An 18,098-nucleotide genomic window follows, 5' to 3' on the forward strand; every position below is an offset into this window, starting at 1 on the left:
CGGCTTGCCGGCGAAAGCAACCTGACAGATAACAGATTTGTCGACTGTCAGGACGCCATCGCTGGCAAGCCAGCTTCAACAAGGGACGCGTTTACAAACCGAGGTCGGACAAGCCCGGGTGATCATCCGGGCGGCGGCCCAGCGGCCAGCGGAACTTGCGCTCGCTTTCCTTGATCGGCATGTCGTTGATGCAGGCGAAGCGCCGGGCCATCAGGCCGTGTTCGTTGAACTCCCAGTTTTCGTTGCCGTAGGAGCGGAACCAGTTGCCCGAATCGTCGTGCCATTCATAGGCATAACGCACGGCGATGCGGTTGTCGGTGAAGGCCCAGAGTTCCTTGATCAGGCGATAGTCCAGTTCCTTGGCCCATTTACGGGTCAGGAAGGCTTTGGCCTCTTCGCGGTTGTGGGCGAACTCTGCGCGGTTTCGCCATTGGGTGTCGAGGGTGTAGGCCAGCGACACACGCTCCGGATCGCGGGAGTTCCAGCCGTCTTCGGCCAGGCGGACTTTTTCGATGGCGGATTCACGGGTAAAGGGCGGCAATGGCGGGCGAACTTCGGCATTAGACATTTCATGTCTCCGTATTAAATTAAAGTTCAACAAAGTTGTCGGTCTTGATCAAGCAGTTACAGGTCCAATAACTTTCGCGCCATGCATTGCGCATTATCGGCGGCACTGTAGTCACCCATGACAAGTGCGACGGTAATGGCCCCGTCAATCAGGATCAGCAGTTGCTTGGCCAGCGTCTGCGGATCTTCGGCGCCATGTTCGGTACACAGCTCGCACACGTAGTCGAGCAGCTTCTGTTTGTGGTCTTTGGCGACCAGGCGAACCGGGTCTTGCGGATCACCCGTCTCACCGCTGGTATTGATGAACGCGCAACCGCGAAAGCCTTCGGAACAGAACCAGGATTTGAGTACGGTAAACAGATTGAGCAACCGGTCCGCCGGGGTTTCGGCCTGGTCGACCGCGCTCCTGTACCAGTGCATCCAGCGTTGATCCCGGCGTTGCAGGGCCGCGACAGTGAGCTCCTCCTTGTTGGCGAAGTAGCGGTAGACGCTCTTTCTGGAGACACCGGCGGTTTTCACCAGAAGATCCATGCCCGTGGCGGCGATGCCACTTTTGTAGATCAGCTTTTCGGTGACATCCAGAATGATGTCGCGTGTGTCGTTGCTAGTATTTTCGTTCATGGCGCTTAAAGTAGAACGATCGTTCTCCTTGGTCAAATGTTATTTTTCCGTTCACGAAGCGGCCTTCGCTGCGATGCGGCGACCTGTAGGGGCTGGCTTGCCTGCGAAGGGCTATTACAGACAGTAACAAGACCCAGACCCATCCATGGTGTAAGCTCTCCACCTCTTTGGATTCGACCCTCTGCGAGCCCTATGCCGTCGCTTTTCAAACGCTCCCTGCTGCCCAAACTGCGCAGTTTTCCGCTGACCGCCGATGCCGTCACCTTCCTCTCTGGCGCTGCCGAGTTCCGTCGCTGCCTGCTGGAAAAAATCGCCAGTGCCACTCGGCGCATTTACATCGTTGCGCTGTACCTACAACAGGATGAGGCCGGTCAGGAAGTTCTCGATGCTTTGCACGCCGCCAAACTGGCGCGTCCGGAACTGGACGTGGTGGTGGTCGTCGACTGGCTGCGCGCCCAGCGCGGCCTGATCGGCGCCGGCAAGCAGCCGGGCAACTCGGCCTGGTATCAGGAAATGACCCGCACCCACGCCAGTGAAGTGCCGGTGTATGGCGTGCCGGTGCAGACCCGCGAACTGTTCGGCGTCCTGCATCTGAAGGGTTTCGTGATCGATGACTGTGTGATCTACAGCGGCGCGAGCCTGAACAACGTCTACCTGCACAAGTTCGACAAGTACCGCTACGACCGTTATCACCTGCTGCAGAACCCTCAGCTTGCCGATTCGATGCAACATCTGGTGCAGCATGGTCTGGTGGCTTCCAAGGCCGTGCATCGCCTGGATCTGCCAAACCTGCCGACCACCCGCAGCCTGCGCAGCGACATCGGTGACCTGCGCAGCCGACTCAAGCACGCGGCGTACGACACCACCCAGGGCACCACAGACAGGACCGGGTTGTCGGTCAGCCCGTTGCTTGGCGTTGGCAAGAACAACCCGCTGAACCGGGTGATTTGTGAACTGATCGCCAGCACCCAGCAACAACTGACGATCTGCACGCCGTATTTCAACCTGCCCTTGGCGGTGATTCGGGAAATCAACCGGGCGTTGGCGCGTGGCGTGAAGATCGACATCGTGGTCGGCGACAAGACTGCCAACGACTTCTACATTCCGCCGAGCGAGCCGTTCAAGGTGATTTCAGCGCTGCCGTACCTCTATGAGATCAGCCTGCGCCGGTTCGCCAAGCGCCATCAGCGCAACATCGACAGTGGTCAGTTGAACCTGCACCTGTGGCTGGACGGCGATAACACCTATCACCTCAAGGGCATGTGGATCGATCAGCGCTACACCTTGCTGACCGGCAACAACCTCAACCCCCGGGCGTTTCGTCTCGATCTGGAAAATGCCTTGCTGATCGATGATCCGAAGGGCGAGCTACAGGTACCGCGACGCACGGAACTGGCACATATTTTCCAGCATACCCGGCGTATCGAGCGCTTCCAGGACCTGCAAACCTTGCCGGATTACCCGTCAGGAGTGGCGAAGTTTCTCAAGCGGGTGAGTCGTGTGCGTATTGAGCGGTTGTTGTACCGCATCCTGTAAAAGCTATAGCGCGGCGGCTGACGCCATCGCGGGCAAGCCCGCTCCCACAGGGTTGGATGTCGATCACGCAAGTGTGGTTCGACTCAAAAACCTGTGGGCGCTGGCTTGCCAGCGATGAGGCCCTTCCAGTCGCCACTCCATTCAGTTAAGCCCCAGTTTCCCGCGCAACGTCGACAAATCCTCAGCCAGGGTATTCACCGGGCCGACCAGCGCCTTGCGGTCGCTGTCCTTCACTTTGTCGTAGGTCTCGAAGCCGCCGTCTGCGGCTTTGTACTTGGCCAGGACCTGGTTCACCGTGGCGAAGTTCTTGTCGACTTTGGCGATGAATGCCGCGTCCTGTTTTTCGATTTGCGGGCGGAACAGGTCGACGATTTTTTTCGCGCCGTCGATGTTGCCCTGGAAGTCATAGAGGTCGGTGTGGCTGTAGCGATCTTCTTCGCCGGAGATCTTGGTGGCGGCCACTTCCTCAAGCAGCGCAGCGGCACCGCCAACGACTTTTTCCGGCGGGAACGTCAGGCCGGCGACGCGGGTTTGCAGGTCCTTGACGTCTTTGTTCAGGCCGTCGGCCAGTTCGCCCAGGCCCTGGGTGCTGTTTTGCGCAAACAGCGTGTATTCGATGCGGTGGAAGCCGGTGAAGTCTTCTGCTTCCACGCCTTTCTCATGGTCATTGACGCGCGAATCGATGGACGCGTCGAGATCACTGAACAGCTCGGCAATCGGCTCGATGGATTCGTAGTAAACACGGGTCGGCGCGTAGAGTTTTTTCGCGGTGGCCAGGTCGCCTTTTTTCACGGCGTCGGTGAATTGCCGGGTGTGGCTGGCCAGTTCATCCAGTTGCTCGGTGACGTAGATCTTGTAGTCGGAAATCGGCTGAACCAGCTCCAGCGGCGCCGTTGCCGCGAAAGCCGCAAGCGGGGTGGTGAGCAAGCCGAGGGTCAGCAGTAATGCGAGTGGCGACTGTTTCATGGGACGGTTCCGTGTTGGGTGGGTTACGCGTTTGTTGTGGGTTGTGTGGCGTCGAGCAGTGAGCGACCGATGAAATCCTTATCGCCGGTGACGCCGGGCAAGGTGAAGAAATAGCCGCCACCGACCGGTTTCAGGTATTCCTCCAGTGGCTCGCCGTTGAGTCGGTTTTGCACGGTGATAAAGCCTTTCTCCAGATCGGCCTGATAGCAGATGAACAGCAAGCCCATGTCCAGTTGGCCGTTCTTGTTCACGCCGTTGGAGTAGTTGAACGGACGGCGCAGGATCAGGTTGGCCTGGGTCGCGGCGGTGCGCGGGTTGGCCAGGCGGATATGCGCGTCGAGTTTGGTCAACTTGCCGTGCGGGTCCTGGCTGTAGTCCGGCACCTGGGATTCATGGGTGCCGCCCATGGGCGCGCCGGTGCTTTTGACCCGACCGAGGATGCTTTCCTGTTCCTGCAGCGGTGTGCGGTCCCAACGCTCGACGAAGTTGCGGATGATCCGCACCGCCTGATAGCTGCCATTCGCCGCCCAGGCCGGTTCGTCGCTGCCGGGCTGAACCCAGACGACGCTGTCCATGGTTTGTGCATTGTTGGAGTCGGGGTTGGCCGAGCCGTCGCGAAAGCCCAGGAAGTTGCGCGCGCTCTGCGCTGGCACACCCGGTTTTGCCGGGGCCTGGGGCGGCACGCTGCCTTCCTGCTTCCAGCGCACCAGCAGCAGGTCCGGGAGATTTTTCACGATGTCGCGCAAGGCGTGGATGTTGGTGTCGGTGGTGTTGGAACAGAACTGCAGGCTCAGGTCGCCGTGGCAGCAATCGGCCTCCAGCGCGTCATTGGGAAAGCCGACCATGCGAGTCAGGCGCTTGGGCTTGGCATTGCCCAGTCCGAAGCGCTCATCGAACAACGAGGCACCCACCGACACCGTGATGGTCAGGTTATCCGGGGTCACGATCGGGCCGAGAATGCCCGAATCCACCGGTGGCAACTTCGGGTCGACCTGGGTGACCGGGCCGCCTTTCATCAAAAACGCGATGCGATCGTTGAGGGTGCGAAACAGTCGCTCCAGATCTTGGCGGTCGCTGGCCAGTACATCAAAGGACACCAACATGCCGGACGCCGGGCGCGGGGTGACGATGCCCGTCTGGTGCTTGCCGTGGAATGCGTGGCGGTCTTGCGTGCGGTCGCTGCTCGGCGCTTCAGTGACCTGCGCGGGACTGGCGGCCATGGCCGGGCAGCTCAGCGCGGAGCCGGCCAGGGCGACACCGGCTGCGCCCATGCCCATCAATACCCGGCGCCGCTGGAGGTTGAGTTGTTCTGAATCGTTCATTGATAAGTCGTCTTCTGCTTAGAGGCCGGAAAGGCCAAGGGCGGGGTCGATTCCATCGAGTGCAACGGCCAGTGCCTTGGCCTTGTCGGCGATCTGTTGGCGTTGCCCGGTGCCGACACTGTCGTAGCTGGCGTAGCCGTCGTTGACCTTGAAACCGTTGAGCTCGGTGTCGAAAGCGCTGAGCGCACTGTCGATCTGCGGCAGCAGGTCGGCGGCGGATTTGGCCAGCAACGGACGCAGCAGTTCGACGACCTTGTGCGCGGCGTCGAGATTGGCGGCGAAGCCATTCAGATCGATGTGGCTGTAACGTTCTTCTTCACCACTGCGGGCGCGCACCTCGGCGATGCCGTTGAGGTTGCGCACGACAAGGCTCACCAATTGCTCCGGTGGCAGGGACTGGGCCAGCAGCTGTTGCTTGAGGGTGGTCACGTCCGCCAACAGGCGCTGGGCGACCGGTGCCAGACCGTCGAGGTTGCGTTGCTGGAACAGCGCGAATTCAAGGCGATGGAAACCGACGAACCCGGGGTCTTGCTCGCGTTGTTCGAAGTAGTCGGCACGGGCGTTGATCCCATTGTCCAGCTCGGCCAGGCGCTGGGCTGCAGGGGCCAGGCGCTGATAAGCGGTGCGGGCCGGTACGTACAAGGTTTGGGCCTGGCTGAGATCGCCGGCGGCGATCGCTTGCTCAAGGGCGGTGACGGCTTTGATCAGCGCCGAGCCCTGGCTGCTCAGGTACACGCGGAACTCCGACAATGGCCCGACGAACGCCACCATCGACGGCCTGGCCTTGGCCGCCGCTTCCGAAGCCGCCGTCGGCGTGACGTGCAAGGTGCCGCGCGGATTGCTCAGCAGACCGCAGGTGATGGCGTAGTCGCCGGCCAACAGGTTGGCGTTGATCACCTGGCTCAGGCCGGGTGCGATGTTCTCCCGCTCTTCGACCACCAGCACGCCATCGAGGATTTCCCATTCGACGGCACGATCGGATTGATTGACGATACGGAAGCTGGCATGGCCGGCCGGAACCGTCAGGGCATTGGGCTCGCAGCTGTGCGGATGAATGGCCACCCGCACTTCGTCATGGTTGGCCTGGCGCTTGTCAGCGGCCATTTTCGCGGCGTAATAGAACAGGCCGCCGGCGGCGATCATCACGATCACCGAACCGGCCACCGCCCAGCGCAAGGCGCGGGGCGGGGAAGCCTGGGGTGGGGCTGGATTTGGCATGGTTGCCCTTACTGGCTGGAAATGGAGGAGGACTGTCTGGCCGGTTATTCGAACGAATCCTGTGGGCGCTAGCTTGCTTGCGATGAATATGCAGGCGATGAGTTTTTCCAGGCAGCCTGCGTCATCGTTGACGTCCATCGCGAGCAGGCTCGCTCCTACCGGAGTTTGCAATCGGCGCAGGGGTTGGCCTGAAGAACATCACCAACGCCACGATCAGATAAATCAGATAGGCACCCAGGGTGCTGACGGTCGGGGCGTCCTGGTAACCGAACATGCCGGCCAGCACCGAACCCAGCGGACCGTCCACGGGCAGTGTGGTGCTGATGTCGAAGAGCACGGTTTGCAGGTGATTCCACACACCGGCCTCATGCAGCGCCTGCACCGAGCTGGCGAGAATGCCGGCTGCCACCACGAGGATGAACAGGCCAGTCCAGCGGAAAAACGCGCCGAGGTTCAGACGCATGCTGCCGGTGTAGATCAGCCAACCCACGATAATCGCCAGGAACAGGCCAAGGAGGGCACCGATCGGGGCCGCCGGACCTTCGCTTTGCTGGAACACCGCGAGCAGGAAGAACACCGTTTCCAGGCCTTCGCGCGCCACGGCGAAAAACACCATGGCGATCAGGGCAGTGACCTGATGCCGGGAGCCGGTCAGTGCTTGATCAAGGGACGTGTGCAGCGAATGCTTGATGGAGCGCGCCACTTTGCGCATCCAGAACACCATGGAGCTGAGAATGCCGACCGCCACCAGGCCGACCACGCCTTCAAACAGTTCCTGCTGTTTTTGCGGAAACTCGGCGCTGGCCAGTTCCAGACCTCCGCCTACCAGCAGGGCGAGGGCGGCGGCGAGGAACACGCCGATCCAGACGGCGGGCATCCACTGGCCTCGGCCCGTCTGTTTGAGGTAGCTGGCGATGATGCCAACGATCAACGCGGCTTCAACGCCTTCGCGCAGCATGATCAGAAAAGGAACGAGCATTCAGCACCGTGGGGCAATTAGATAAGGTGCGAATTTGTAACATAATGACACTCATTCGCATATGTTACCGATTGCCATTTACCTGAACCTGAGCTGAACGACCCTGAAGATCACCCCCGTCCCCCTGTAGGAGCGAGCCTGCTCGCGATGGACGTCAGGGCACCGCGTTCATCCAGGCAACCACGTCATCGTTAACCTCCATCGCGAGCAGGCTCGCTCCAACAAGGGGTCTGCGTTGGGTCGATGGCTGAGCTAATATGCGCACCACTCCTACAAGAACAGGGTTTGCCTCGCTCCATGGCAGAAAAAGACACCATCTCCATTCAACTGGTGCGAGAAGCGCTGTTGCAAAGTTGTGCCCCGGGCGTTGCCACCGAAGAGGTGTTGATCAAGGTCGGCATCGATCCGCTCCTGCTGCACAGCAGCGATGCACGGGTACCGGCCACCGCGTACGCCCGGCTGTGGCGTCTGTTGGCGCGGCGCGGCGATGATGAGTTTTTCGGCATGGACCCGCGCAAGCTCAAGTCCGGCAGCCTGGAGTTTCTTTGTCGTTGCGCCATGGTCCAGCCGAGTCTGGCGGCGGGCCTCACCAGTGGCTTGAGCTTCCTGTCACTGATGCTCGACCACCTGCCCGCGGAGTTGGTCCGCCAACAGAGCCTGGCGGAAATCGTGCTGCTGGAAGATGAACAGGAACCGCGCCGGGCGTTTACCTATTTCACCTACTGGATGATCGTGCATGGCGTGGCCTGCTGGCTGGCGGGGCGGCGGATTCCGATCCTGGCCATCGAGTTGCGCTGCTCGCAACCGGACTTCTGCGACGACTACCAGGTGATGTTTTCCGAAAACCTGCGATTCGACCGCCCGCGCACGCGGATGATTTTCTCCGCTGATTGCCTGGATGCGCCGATCAAGCGCAGCGCCGAAGAACTCAAGCGTTTCCTGGCCCATGCGCCGGCGAACATTCTGGTCAAGTACCGCGATCCGCAGAGCCTGGCCAGCCGCATCAAGCACGATCTGCGGCAACTGCCGGCCGAACGCTGGCCCGAAACCGAAGCCCTGGCGCAACGCCTGTGCATGTCGGCCTCGACCTTGCGCCGCCGGTTGGCCGAGGAAGGGCAAACCTATCAAGGGCTCAAGGACAGCGTGCGCAAGGAACTGGCTATCGTCTGGCTGGCGGAACCGGCCATCAGCTTCGCGGAAATCGCCACGCGCCTGGGGTTTGCCGACGCGAGTTCGTTCTACAAGGCGTTTCGCAAGTGGTCGGGGTCCAATCCGGGGCATTACCGCAGTTTGATTCTCAACGAAGCGTCCTGACTGATCCGGTTCTTTGGGTGCCATGACGAGGCGCCACCTCCCGGATCTTGGCCAAACCAGTCACGCAACTTGATAACTTTGACCATTGCCCCTCCACCCGCGCAGAGCGAGTATTTCCCTGTTAGTTACGGTTCCCCCAACCTAATAAAAATACAGAGGGATTCTGGCAATGCGCGATTACTTGTCTGCTACATCACAGTTCAATTATCAGCACACCGTCGACGCCGCACTCGCTGGCGATCTGACTGCCCTCAACGCCTGCATCGAGTGCTGCGACCGGCATGCCTTGCCGGGTCGCATCGCGCTGTTCTGGGAAGGCCGCGATGGCGCCAGCGCGACTTACACCTTCAGCGACTTGCAGGACAAGGCCGCGCGTTTCGCCAACTTCCTCCTGGCCCAGGGCGTACAGAAGGGCGACAAGGTCGCCGGTCTGCTGCCACGTAACATCGAACTATTGATTACCGTGTTCGCCACCTGGCGCATTGGTGCGGTTTATCAGCCGCTGTTCACTGCCTTCGGCCCGAAGGCCATCGAGCATCGACTGGGCAGCTCCGGTGCCAAGGTCGTGGTCACCGACGCGGTCAACCGCTCGAAACTCGCTGAAGTCGCCGATTGCCCGACCATCGTCACCGTTAGCGGGCCCAAGGGGCAGGGCATCGTTCAGGGCGATTTCAGTTTCTGGGCCGAACTGGCCAACTTCTCCAATGCCTGTGAACCGGTACTGTTGACCGGCGAAGACCCGTTCCTGCTGATGTTCACCTCGGGCACCACTGGCCCGTCGAAAGCGCTGTCGGTGCCGCTCAAGGCCATTGTCGCGTTCCAGAGCTACACCCGTGACGCGGTGGATTTGCGTCCCGAAGACGCGTTCTGGAACGTTGCCGATCCGGGTTGGGCATACGGCATCTACTTCGGTGTCACCGGCCCGATGTCGATGGGCCACCCGATCACCTTCTACGATGGCCCGTTCACCCTGGAAAGCACCTGCCGGGTGATTAACAAATACGGGATCACCAATCTCACCGGATCGCCGACGGCCTATCGCTTGCTGATCGCCGGGGGCGACGCCTTCGCCAAGTCGATCAAAGGCAAGCTGCGTATCGTCAGCAGCGCTGGCGAGCCGCTGAACCCGGAAGTGATTCGCTGGTTCGCCGACCACCTTGGCGTGGTCATTCATGACCACTATGGGCAGACCGAACTGGGCATGGTGTTGTGCAATCACCATGGCCTGGAGCATCCGATTCATATGGGCGCCGCTGGCTTCGCCTCGCCGGGCCATCGCATTGTGGTGCTGGACGAGCAGTACAAGGAGGTGGGCGTCGGCCAGCCAGGCATCCTGGCCATCGACCGCAGCCAATCGCCGATGTGCTGGTTCGCCGGTTACGAAGGCGCGCCGACCAAGGCGTTCGTCGGCGACTATTACTTGAGCGGTGACACCGTGGAGTGGAACCCGGATGGCAGCATCAGTTTCGTCGGTCGCAGTGACGATGTGATCACCACCTCCGGCTACCGTGTCGGGCCGTTCGACGTGGAAAGCGCGTTGATTGAACACCCGGCGGTGATCGAAGCGGCGGTCGTCGGCAAACCCGACCCGGAACGTACCGAACTGGTCAAGGCTTTCGTCGTGATCGGCGAGCAATACCGCGCCACGCCGGAACTGGCCGAAGAGCTGCGCCAGCATGTGCGCAAGCGTCTGGCCGCGCACTCGTACCCCCGTGAAATCGAATTTGTCAGCGAGTTGCCGAAAACCCCAAGCGGCAAATTGCAGCGCTTTATCTTGCGCAACCAGGAAATCGCCAAGGCTCAAGAGGCCGCCGCGAAGAACGTTTCAGCTTGAATCCAAGGAAACAATGATGCAGATCGAAAACAAGGTTTTTCTCGTCACCGGCGGTGCTTCCGGCCTGGGCGCGGCCACCGCTGAAATGCTGGTCGCCGCCGGCGCCAAAGTGATGCTGGTGGACATGAATGCCGAAGCCGTCGCGGCCCAGGCCAAGCGCCTCGGTGCGCAAAGCGTGGTGGCGGACATCAGCAACGAAGCGGCGGCTGAGGCGGCGGTGCAGGCCACGGTCAAGGCTTTTGGCGGCCTCAATGGCCTGGTGAACTGCGCCGGCATCGTGCGTGGCGAGAAGATCCTCGGCAAAAACGGTCCGCATGCGCTGTCCAGCTTCAGTCAGGTAATCAACGTCAACCTGATCGGCAGCTTCAACATGCTGCGCCTGGCCTCGGCGGCGATCGCCGAAACCGACGCGGACGCCGATGGCGAGCGCGGCGTGATCATCAATACCGCATCCGCCGCGGCCTACGATGGTCAGATCGGCCAGGCGGCCTACGCCGCGTCCAAAGGCGCCATCGTCAGCCTGACCTTGCCCGCCGCCCGAGAACTGGCGCGTTTCGGCATCCGCGTGATGACCATTGCCCCGGGCATTTTCGAAACCCCGATGATGGCTGGCATGACCCCGGAAGTGCGCGATTCCCTGGCGGCCGGCGTGCCGTTCCCGCCGCGCCTGGGCAAACCGGCCGAGTACGCTGCGCTGGTCAGGCATATCATTGAAAACAGCATGCTCAATGGCGAGGTGATCCGTCTCGACGGTGCCTTGCGCATGGCCGCCAAATAAGGAGCAATTGTCATGAGCCTTTCCAACGATCCAATCGTCATCGTCAGCGCCGTCCGCACCCCGATGGGTGGTTTTCAGGGCGAGCTGAAAAGCCTGACCGCGCCGCAACTCGGTGCGGCCGCCATCAAGGCTGCCGTGGAGCGCGCCGGTATCGCTGCGGATGCCGTCGAAGAAGTGTTGTTCGGCTGTGTGCTGTCCGCCGGTCTTGGCCAGGCCCCGGCACGCCAGGCTGCGCTGGGCGCCGGGCTGGATAAATCGACCCGCTGCACCACCCTGAACAAGATGTGCGGTTCGGGGATGGAAGCGGCGATTCTGGCCCACGACATGCTGGTCGCCGGCAGCGCCGAGGTGGTCGTCGCCGGGGGCATGGAAAGCATGTCCAATGCACCGTACCTGCTGGACCGCGCCCGCAGCGGTTATCGCATGGGCCACGGTCGGGTGCTTGACCACATGTTCCTCGACGGCCTCGAAGACGCTTACGACAAGGGCCGCCTGATGGGCACCTTTGCCGAAGATTGCGCCGAAACCAACGGTTTCAGCCGCGAAGCCCAGGACGCCTTCGCCATCGCCTCGACCACCCGTGCACAGCAGGCAATCAAGGATGGCCGCTTCAAGGACGAGATCGTGCCGCTGACCGTGACCGTCGGCAAAGAGCAGGTGACCATCAGCAACGACGAACAGCCGCCAAAGGCCAAGCTGGACAAAATCGCCTCGCTGAAACCGGCGTTCCGCGACGGCGGCACGGTCACGGCGGCGAACTCCAGTTCGATCTCCGACGGCGCGGCGGCGCTGGTGCTGATGCGCCGTTCCGAGGCCGACAAGCGCGGCCTCAAGCCGCTGGCGGTGATTCACGGTCACGCGGCGTTTGCCGATACGCCGGGCCTGTTCCCGGTGGCACCGGTCGGCGCGATCAAGAAGCTGATGCAGAAAACCGGTTGGTCGCTTGACCAGGTCGATCTGGTCGAAGTCAACGAAGCCTTTGCCGTGGTCAGCCTGGTGACCATGACCCAGCTGGAAATTCCCCATGAGAAGGTCAATGTGCACGGCGGTGCCTGCGCCCTCGGCCATCCGATCGGCGCGTCCGGCGCGCGGATTCTCGTGACCTTGCTGTCGGCGTTGCGCCAGAAAGGCTTGAAGCGCGGCGTTGCGGCCATTTGCATCGGCGGCGGTGAAGCGACGGCCATGGCCGTGGAATGCCTGTACTAGCTGCGGGACCTCTGTAGGAGCGAGCCCGCTCGCGATGGACGTTAACGATTACGCGGGCTGTCTGGATAAACGTGGCGCCCTTGCGTCCATCGCGAGCAGGCTCGCTCCTACAGGGGCCAGTGTTTCAGTCAGGTAGTTGTACGAAGGCTTATTTTTAAGGATTCACCATGATCCCCAATGACGACCAACAACAAATCCGCGACATGGCCCGGCAATTCGCCGAGGAACGGCTGAAGCCGTTCGCCGCCGAATGGGACCGCGAGCACCGTTTCCCCAAGGAAGCCATCGGTGAGATGGCCGAACTGGGCTTCTTCGGCATGCTGGTGCCGGAACAGTGGGGCGGTTGCGACACCGGTTACCTGGCCTATGCCATGGCCCTGGAAGAAATCGCCGCCGGCGACGGGGCGTGCTCGACCATCATGAGCGTGCACAACTCGGTGGGCTGCGTGCCGATCCTCAACTACGGCAACGACGAGCAGAAAGAACGTTTCCTCAAGCCCCTCGCCAGCGGTGCGATGCTGGGCGCGTTCGCGTTGACCGAACCCCAGGCCGGCTCCGACGCCAGCGGCTTGAAAACCCGTGCACGCCTTGAAGGCGATCACTATGTGCTCAACGGCTGCAAACAATTCATCACCTCCGGGCAGAACGCCGGGGTGGTGATTGTGTTTGCCGTGACTGATCCGAGTGCCGGCAAACGCGGGATCACCGCGCTGATCGTGCCGACCGATTCGCCGGGCTACAAAGTCGCGCGGGTCGAAGACAAACTTGGCCAGCACGCCTCCGACACCTGCCAGATCCTCTTCGAAGACGTGAAAGTCCCGGTGGTCAACCGCCTGGGCGAAGAGGGCGAAGGCTACAAGATCGCCTTGGCCAACCTTGAAGGTGGCCGCGTCGGCATCGCTTCGCAATCGGTGGGCATGGCCCGCGCGGCATTCGAAGCGGCCCGGGACTACGCCCGCGAACGCGAGAGCTTCGGAAAACCGATCATCGAACATCAGGCGGTAGCCTTCCGCTTGGCCGACATGGCGACTCAAATTGCCGTTGCCCGGCAAATGGTGCATTACGCGGCCGCCCTGCGTGACAGCGGTAAACCGGCACTGGTCGAAGCGTCGATGGCGAAGCTGTTCGCCTCGGAAATGGCCGAGAAGGTCTGCTCTTCGGCATTGCAAACGCTCGGCGGTTACGGTTACCTGAACGACTTTCCGCTGGAGCGGATCTACCGCGACGTGCGGGTCTGCCAGATCTACGAAGGCACCAGCGATATTCAGCGCATGGTTATTTCGCGCAATCTTTGAGAAGGAGTCCATCTGTGAGCTACGAAACGATTTTGCTGGAAACCCACGGCCGTGTGGCCCTGATTACCTTGAACCGCCCGCAAGCGCTGAACGCCTTGAATTCGCAAATCATCGGCGAACTGAACCACGCCCTTGATGGCCTGGAAGCCGATTCGAACATCGGCTGCATCGTGCTGACCGGCTCGAAAAAAGCCTTTGCCGCCGGTGCCGACATCAAGGAAATGGCCGAGCTGACCTACCCGCAGATCTACCTCGATGACCTGTTCAGCGACAGCGATCGGGTGGCCAACCGCCGCAAGCCGATCATCGCGGCAGTTAACGGTTTTGCCCTGGGTGGCGGGTGTGAACTGGCGCTGATGTGCGATTTCATCCTGGCCGGCGACAATGCAAAGTTCGGGCAGCCGGAAATCAACCTCGGCGTGCTGCCAGGCATGGGCGGCACCCAGCGCCTGACCCGCGCCGTGGGCAAGGCCAAGGCCATGGAAATGTGCCTGAGCGGGCGTTTGATCGACGCCGTGGAAGCGGAGCGTTGCGGGATCGTGGCGCGGATCGTGCCAAGCGATGAGCTGCTGGACGAGGCCTTGAAAGTCGCAGCGTTGATCGCCAAAAAGTCGCTGCCGATCGCCATGATGGTCAAGGAAAGCGTGAACCGTGCCTTTGAAGTTAGCCTGTCGGAAGGCGTGCGCTTTGAACGTCGGGTGTTCCATGCGGCCTTTGCGACCCAGGATCAGAAGGAAGGCATGGCGGCGTTCATTGCCAAGCGTGAGGCTGAGTTCCAGGGCAAGTAATGCGGCGTTTTTGCTGACGCCATCGCGGGCAAGCCCGCTCCCACAGTAGGTTTTGGGTGTGCCGCGGATTTTCTGCGCACCGAAACACCTGTGGGAGCGGGCTTGCCCGCGATGTTTCTAAGGCTTGCGCAGCCCAGCTATTCTTGTCGACCAACGTGAACAAAATCAGCGGAGGTTGTCATGCGTATCGGATTTATCGGGCTGGGCTCCATGGGCAAGGGCATGGCGACCAATCTGCTCAAGGCCGGTCATCAACTGCTGGTGTGGAACCGCAGTCAGGAGGCGGTCGAGAGTCTGGTCAAGCAGGGCGCCATCGCAACCAGGCACCCGACCGAGGCATTCGTTGCCGACGTCGTGATCAGCATGCTCGCTGACGATACCGTAACCCGCACCGTCCTCATCGAAAGCGGCGCCCTGGCGTCGAGCAAGCCGGGTTTGATTCACTTGAGCATGGCCACACTGTCCGTGGCGTTCGTTCGGGAAATGGCCGAGTTACACGCCAGCGCAGGTGTCGAACTGATTGCCGCGCCGGTGTTTGGTCGTAACGATCTGGCCGAGTCCGGCATGCTCAACATTGTCGTCGCCGGTCCGCAAGGGGCCATTGCCAAGGTCCAGCCGCTGCTGGACGTGCTGGGGCAGAAAACCTGGCCGATGGGCGAAGATCCGGTCAGCGCCAGCGTGCTCAAAATCGCCACCAACATGATGTTGATCAGTGCCATTGAAGCCACGGGCGAAGCGATGGCGTTGAGTCAGAGCTATGGGGTGGCCAACAATGATTTCGTCGATTTCATTACCGGCACCTTGTTTTCAGCGCCGGCCTACAAGGTCTACGGGCCGAAGATCGCCCGACGTGAAACCGAAGGCGCAGGGTTCACCTTGCGCCTGGGCTTGAAGGATGTGGGGTTGGCGTTGAAGGCCGGGGAGCCGAATCACGTGCCGTTGCCGTTTGCCAGCGTGCTACGTGACAACCTGCTGGACGCGGTGGCGCTGGGGCAGGGCGAGAACGATCTGGCGGCGCTGGGGGTGAGGGCGATCAAGCGCTCCGGGCAGGAATAAACCCGATGTGCCATTCTCGCTGACGCCTTCGCTGGCAAGCCAGCTCCCGGGATTTGCGTCCCCCTGCAGGAGCTGGCTTGCCAGCGAAGCTTTTCAGGGCATCAGACCAAATAATTCTTCAGTTCACGGGCAATCACCATCCGCTGAATCTCGCTCGATCCTTCATAGATTTGCGTGATGCGCGCATCCCGGTAGTACTTCTCCACCGGATAGTCTTCCAGGTACCCGTAGCCGCCATGAATCTGAATCGCCGAGGAGCAGACCTTCTCGGCCATTTCCGAGGCGAACAGTTTGGCTTGCGAAGCCTCCGACAGACAGGGTTTGCCGGCTGTACGCAGGCGCGCCGCGTGCAGGATCAGCAATCGTGCGGCATTCAATTGCATGTGCATGTCGGCCAGCAGGTTGGCGATGCTCTGGTGCTCGATGATCGGCTTGTCGAACTGCACGCGTTCGCGGGCGTAGGCGAGCGCCGCTTCAAAGGCCGCACGGGCAATGCCCAGGGCCTGGGCGGCGATGCCGATGCGTCCGCCTTCAAGGTTGGACAGGGCGATGGCCAGGCCTTTGCCGCGTTCACCCAGCAGGTTGGCCTCGGGAATGCTGCAGTTGTTCAGGGTCACGGCGCAGGTGTCGGAAGCACGGATGCCCATCTTGTGTTCCGTGCGATCGACGATGAAGCCAGCGGTGTCGGTGGGCACCAGAAACGCTGAGATACCGCGCTTGCCCAGGTCCGGGTCGGTCACGGCAAACACGATTGCCAGCTTTGCCCGTTTACCGTTGCTGACGAACTGCTTGGCACCGTTGATCACCCATTGGCCGTCGCGCAGTTCGGCGCGGGTGCGCAGATTGTGCGCTTCGGAGCCGGCCTGGGGTTCGGTCAGGCAGAAACAGCCGATGGTCTGGCCGCTGGCGAGATCCGCGAGCCAGGTCTGCTTTTGTTCTTCAGTGCCGTAGTTGAGCACCGGCCCGCAGCCCACCGAGTTGTGGATACTCATGAAGGCGCCGGTCGCGCCGTCGCCGGCCGAGATTTCTTCTACCGCCAGGGCGTAGGCCACGTAGTCGACGTAGGTGCCACCCCATTCCTCGGGCACCACCATGCCCAGCAAGCCCAGTTCCCCCATCTTCGCCACCAGGCCATCGTCGATCCAGCCGGCTTTTTCCCAGGCCTGGGCGTGGGGGGCGATTTCGCCACGGGCGAAGTCCCGGGCCATATCGCGGATCATCACTTGCTCTTCGCTCAATTCGATATCGTGCATGACTCAGCTCCCGCTCTCATCGAAACCCTGGAAGAAACTCGCGACATGCCCGGCGTCCAGCGCCTGCAAGGTGGGCGGGTTCCAGCGTGGTTGTTTGTCTTTGTCGATCAACAAGGCGCGCACGCCTTCGATCAGGTCGCCGCGCTCGAACCACTGGCGGTCCAGGTGCAGCTCAAGGGCGAAGCAGTGTTCCAGGCTCAGGTGCCGACCGCGCCGCAGCATTTCCAGGGTCACGCCCATGGCCAGCGGAGAGCGGGTTTCCAGAAGGTCCGCGGTGGTCGTGGCCCACTCATGGCTGTCGGCGACCGTTACGGCGCGCAGTTGCTCCACAATACTCGGCACATCGGGCAGGGCGAAGAAGTGATCGATGGCCGGACGCAGCGCCGCTAAAGGCGCGTCCGGTAGTTGTTGCACCGCGAGTTTCGCCAGCAGGCCCTGAAGGTCCTTGAGTGGGGTATCGCGCCATTCCAGATGATCGAGTTTTTCGTCGAGCGTGCCGAGTTTGCTGCTGTCCAGATACCAGTCGGCGAGGCCGCAATAGAGCGCGTCGGCCGCACGGATCTGCACGCCGCTGACGCCCAGGTAAATCCCCAGTTCGCCGGGAATGCGCGGCAGGAAGTAACTGCCGCCGACGTCCGGGAAGTAGCCGATGCCGACTTCCGGCATGGCCAGACGGCTCTTCTCGGTGATCACACGCAAATCCGCACCCTGGACCAGGCCCATGCCACCGCCAAGGACAAAACCGTCCATCAGCGCCAGCACCGGTTTGCGGTAATGGTGGATTGCGAGGTCCAGGGCGTATTCCTCGACGAAGAAGTCCTGGTGCAGGGTGTCGCCGCTTTTGAAACTGTCGTACAGCGAACGAATGTCGCCGCCGGCACAGAAGGCCTTTTCACCGGCACCGCGCAGGACGACGGCGTGCACCTGCGGATCCTCTGCCCAGGTGTCGAGCTGGCATTGCAGGGTGCGGACCATGTCCAGGGTGAGGGCGTTGAGGCCGGCGGGGCGGTTGAGGGTCAGGTGACCGATGTGGTTGCGTACCTCGGCCAGCACTTCGTTTTGCCTGGCATCCATGGACGGAGTCCCCGGAGAAGAAACCTGAGCAGTCATCACTAACTCCCTGCTTTTATTGTTCTTTATTGAGAAGCTCGCGCGCGAGCGATGCAGGATCGTAACAGTGCAAATTTGTGATGTACAACCGGGATATGTGCAGGTGCTTCCTGCATTTATGCCTCATGGGTAAATCAAGAGATACCCACCTTCGCCTGCTCTCGCGGGGGCGCGCATGGCAGAGGTGGCGCTGGCGAAGGCTGTGATCCGTGGATATTCCAACCCCAACGGCCGCCGACGACAGAATCGGCTGTG

General features: G+C 61.4%; 16 protein-coding genes. 8 read left to right on the top strand and 8 right to left on the bottom strand.

The features are described from left to right. Nucleotides 1-91: 91 nt before the first annotated feature. Together F7R06_RS01705 and F7R06_RS01710 are read right to left on the bottom strand one after the other, a co-directional pair. Nucleotides 92-568 (bottom strand): nuclear transport factor 2 family protein, encoded by a 477-nt coding sequence (locus tag F7R06_RS01705; protein ID WP_090322167.1) that lies wholly within the window; start codon nt 566-568, stop codon nt 92-94. Between the two features lie 56 nt (nt 569-624). Further along, a complete protein-coding gene (locus tag F7R06_RS01710; protein WP_090322162.1) occupies nt 625-1,188 on the bottom strand; it encodes a TetR/AcrR family transcriptional regulator in 564 nt (187 codons plus the stop codon). 192 nt (nt 1,189-1,380) lie between these two features. Between F7R06_RS01710 and pssA the strand changes: the two genes are divergently transcribed. Continuing rightward, a complete protein-coding gene (gene pssA / locus F7R06_RS01715) occupies nt 1,381-2,724 on the top strand; it encodes a CDP-diacylglycerol--serine O-phosphatidyltransferase (protein ID WP_090322159.1) in 1,344 nt (447 codons plus the stop codon). Between the two features lie 141 nt (nt 2,725-2,865). On the opposite strand, the gene efeO (F7R06_RS01720) is transcribed toward pssA, so the two are convergent. From efeO (F7R06_RS01720) to efeU, 4 genes are all read right to left on the bottom strand, one after another. Further along, complete coding sequence (gene efeO / locus F7R06_RS01720; protein WP_090322156.1) at nt 2,866-3,690, bottom strand: iron uptake system protein EfeO; 825 nt, start codon at nt 3,688-3,690, stop codon at nt 2,866-2,868. Between the two features lie 23 nt (nt 3,691-3,713). Continuing rightward, nucleotides 3,714-5,012 (bottom strand): iron uptake transporter deferrochelatase/peroxidase subunit, encoded by a 1,299-nt coding sequence (gene efeB / locus F7R06_RS01725; protein ID WP_090322155.1) that lies wholly within the window; start codon nt 5,010-5,012, stop codon nt 3,714-3,716. Nucleotides 5,013-5,030: 18 nt separating this feature from the next. Next, complete coding sequence (gene efeO / locus F7R06_RS01730) at nt 5,031-6,230, bottom strand: iron uptake system protein EfeO (protein WP_090322154.1); 1,200 nt, start codon at nt 6,228-6,230, stop codon at nt 5,031-5,033. Nucleotides 6,231-6,351: 121 nt separating this feature from the next. Continuing rightward, nucleotides 6,352-7,209 carry an iron uptake transporter permease EfeU gene (gene efeU, locus F7R06_RS01735; RefSeq protein ID WP_090322153.1) on the bottom strand — a complete coding sequence of 286 codons (858 nt, stop codon included), beginning with the start codon at nt 7,207-7,209 and terminating at the stop codon, nt 6,352-6,354. 297 nt (nt 7,210-7,506) lie between these two features. Between efeU and F7R06_RS01740 the strand changes: the two genes are divergently transcribed. The 7 genes from F7R06_RS01740 to F7R06_RS01770 all read left to right on the top strand — a co-directional run bounded on the left by F7R06_RS01740 (nt 7,507) and on the right by F7R06_RS01770 (nt 15,480). Next, nucleotides 7,507-8,523, top strand: a complete 1,017-nt coding sequence (locus F7R06_RS01740) for an AraC family transcriptional regulator (RefSeq protein ID WP_090322152.1) — start codon at nt 7,507-7,509, stop codon at nt 8,521-8,523. A gap of 169 nt (nt 8,524-8,692) precedes the next feature. Continuing rightward, nucleotides 8,693-10,357 carry an AMP-binding protein gene (locus F7R06_RS01745; protein ID WP_090322149.1) on the top strand — a complete coding sequence of 555 codons (1,665 nt, stop codon included), beginning with the start codon at nt 8,693-8,695 and terminating at the stop codon, nt 10,355-10,357. Nucleotides 10,358-10,373: 16 nt separating this feature from the next. After that, on the top strand, nt 10,374-11,135 hold the full coding sequence (locus tag F7R06_RS01750; RefSeq protein ID WP_090322147.1) for an SDR family NAD(P)-dependent oxidoreductase: 762 nt from the start codon (nt 10,374-10,376) through the stop codon (nt 11,133-11,135). A 12-nt stretch (nt 11,136-11,147) separates the two neighbouring features. Continuing rightward, nucleotides 11,148-12,341 (top strand): acetyl-CoA C-acyltransferase, encoded by a 1,194-nt coding sequence (locus F7R06_RS01755; RefSeq protein WP_090322144.1) that lies wholly within the window; start codon nt 11,148-11,150, stop codon nt 12,339-12,341. 167 nt (nt 12,342-12,508) lie between these two features. Next, nucleotides 12,509-13,636: an acyl-CoA dehydrogenase gene (locus F7R06_RS01760; protein WP_090322141.1), complete on the top strand. Its 1,128-nt coding sequence runs from the start codon at nt 12,509-12,511 to the stop codon at nt 13,634-13,636. 14 nt (nt 13,637-13,650) lie between these two features. Beyond that, nucleotides 13,651-14,424, top strand: a complete 774-nt coding sequence (locus F7R06_RS01765; RefSeq protein ID WP_090322138.1) for an enoyl-CoA hydratase — start codon at nt 13,651-13,653, stop codon at nt 14,422-14,424. Nucleotides 14,425-14,604: 180 nt separating this feature from the next. Next, a complete protein-coding gene (locus F7R06_RS01770; RefSeq protein ID WP_090322134.1) occupies nt 14,605-15,480 on the top strand; it encodes an NAD(P)-dependent oxidoreductase in 876 nt (291 codons plus the stop codon). Between the two features lie 101 nt (nt 15,481-15,581). On the opposite strand, the gene F7R06_RS01775 is transcribed toward F7R06_RS01770, so the two are convergent. Both F7R06_RS01775 and F7R06_RS01780 read right to left on the bottom strand, forming a co-directional pair. Further along, entirely contained in the window at nt 15,582-16,733 is a 1,152-nt protein-coding gene (locus tag F7R06_RS01775; protein WP_090322131.1) for an acyl-CoA dehydrogenase family protein, read from the bottom strand. Between the two features lie 3 nt (nt 16,734-16,736). Next, nucleotides 16,737-17,843 carry an enoyl-CoA hydratase/isomerase family protein gene (locus F7R06_RS01780; protein ID WP_090322129.1) on the bottom strand — a complete coding sequence of 369 codons (1,107 nt, stop codon included), beginning with the start codon at nt 17,841-17,843 and terminating at the stop codon, nt 16,737-16,739. Between the last annotated feature and the right edge of the window lie 255 nt (nt 17,844-18,098).

Source organism: Pseudomonas moorei, from assembly GCF_008801475.1.
GTDB lineage: Bacteria > Pseudomonadota > Gammaproteobacteria > Pseudomonadales > Pseudomonadaceae > Aquipseudomonas > Aquipseudomonas moorei.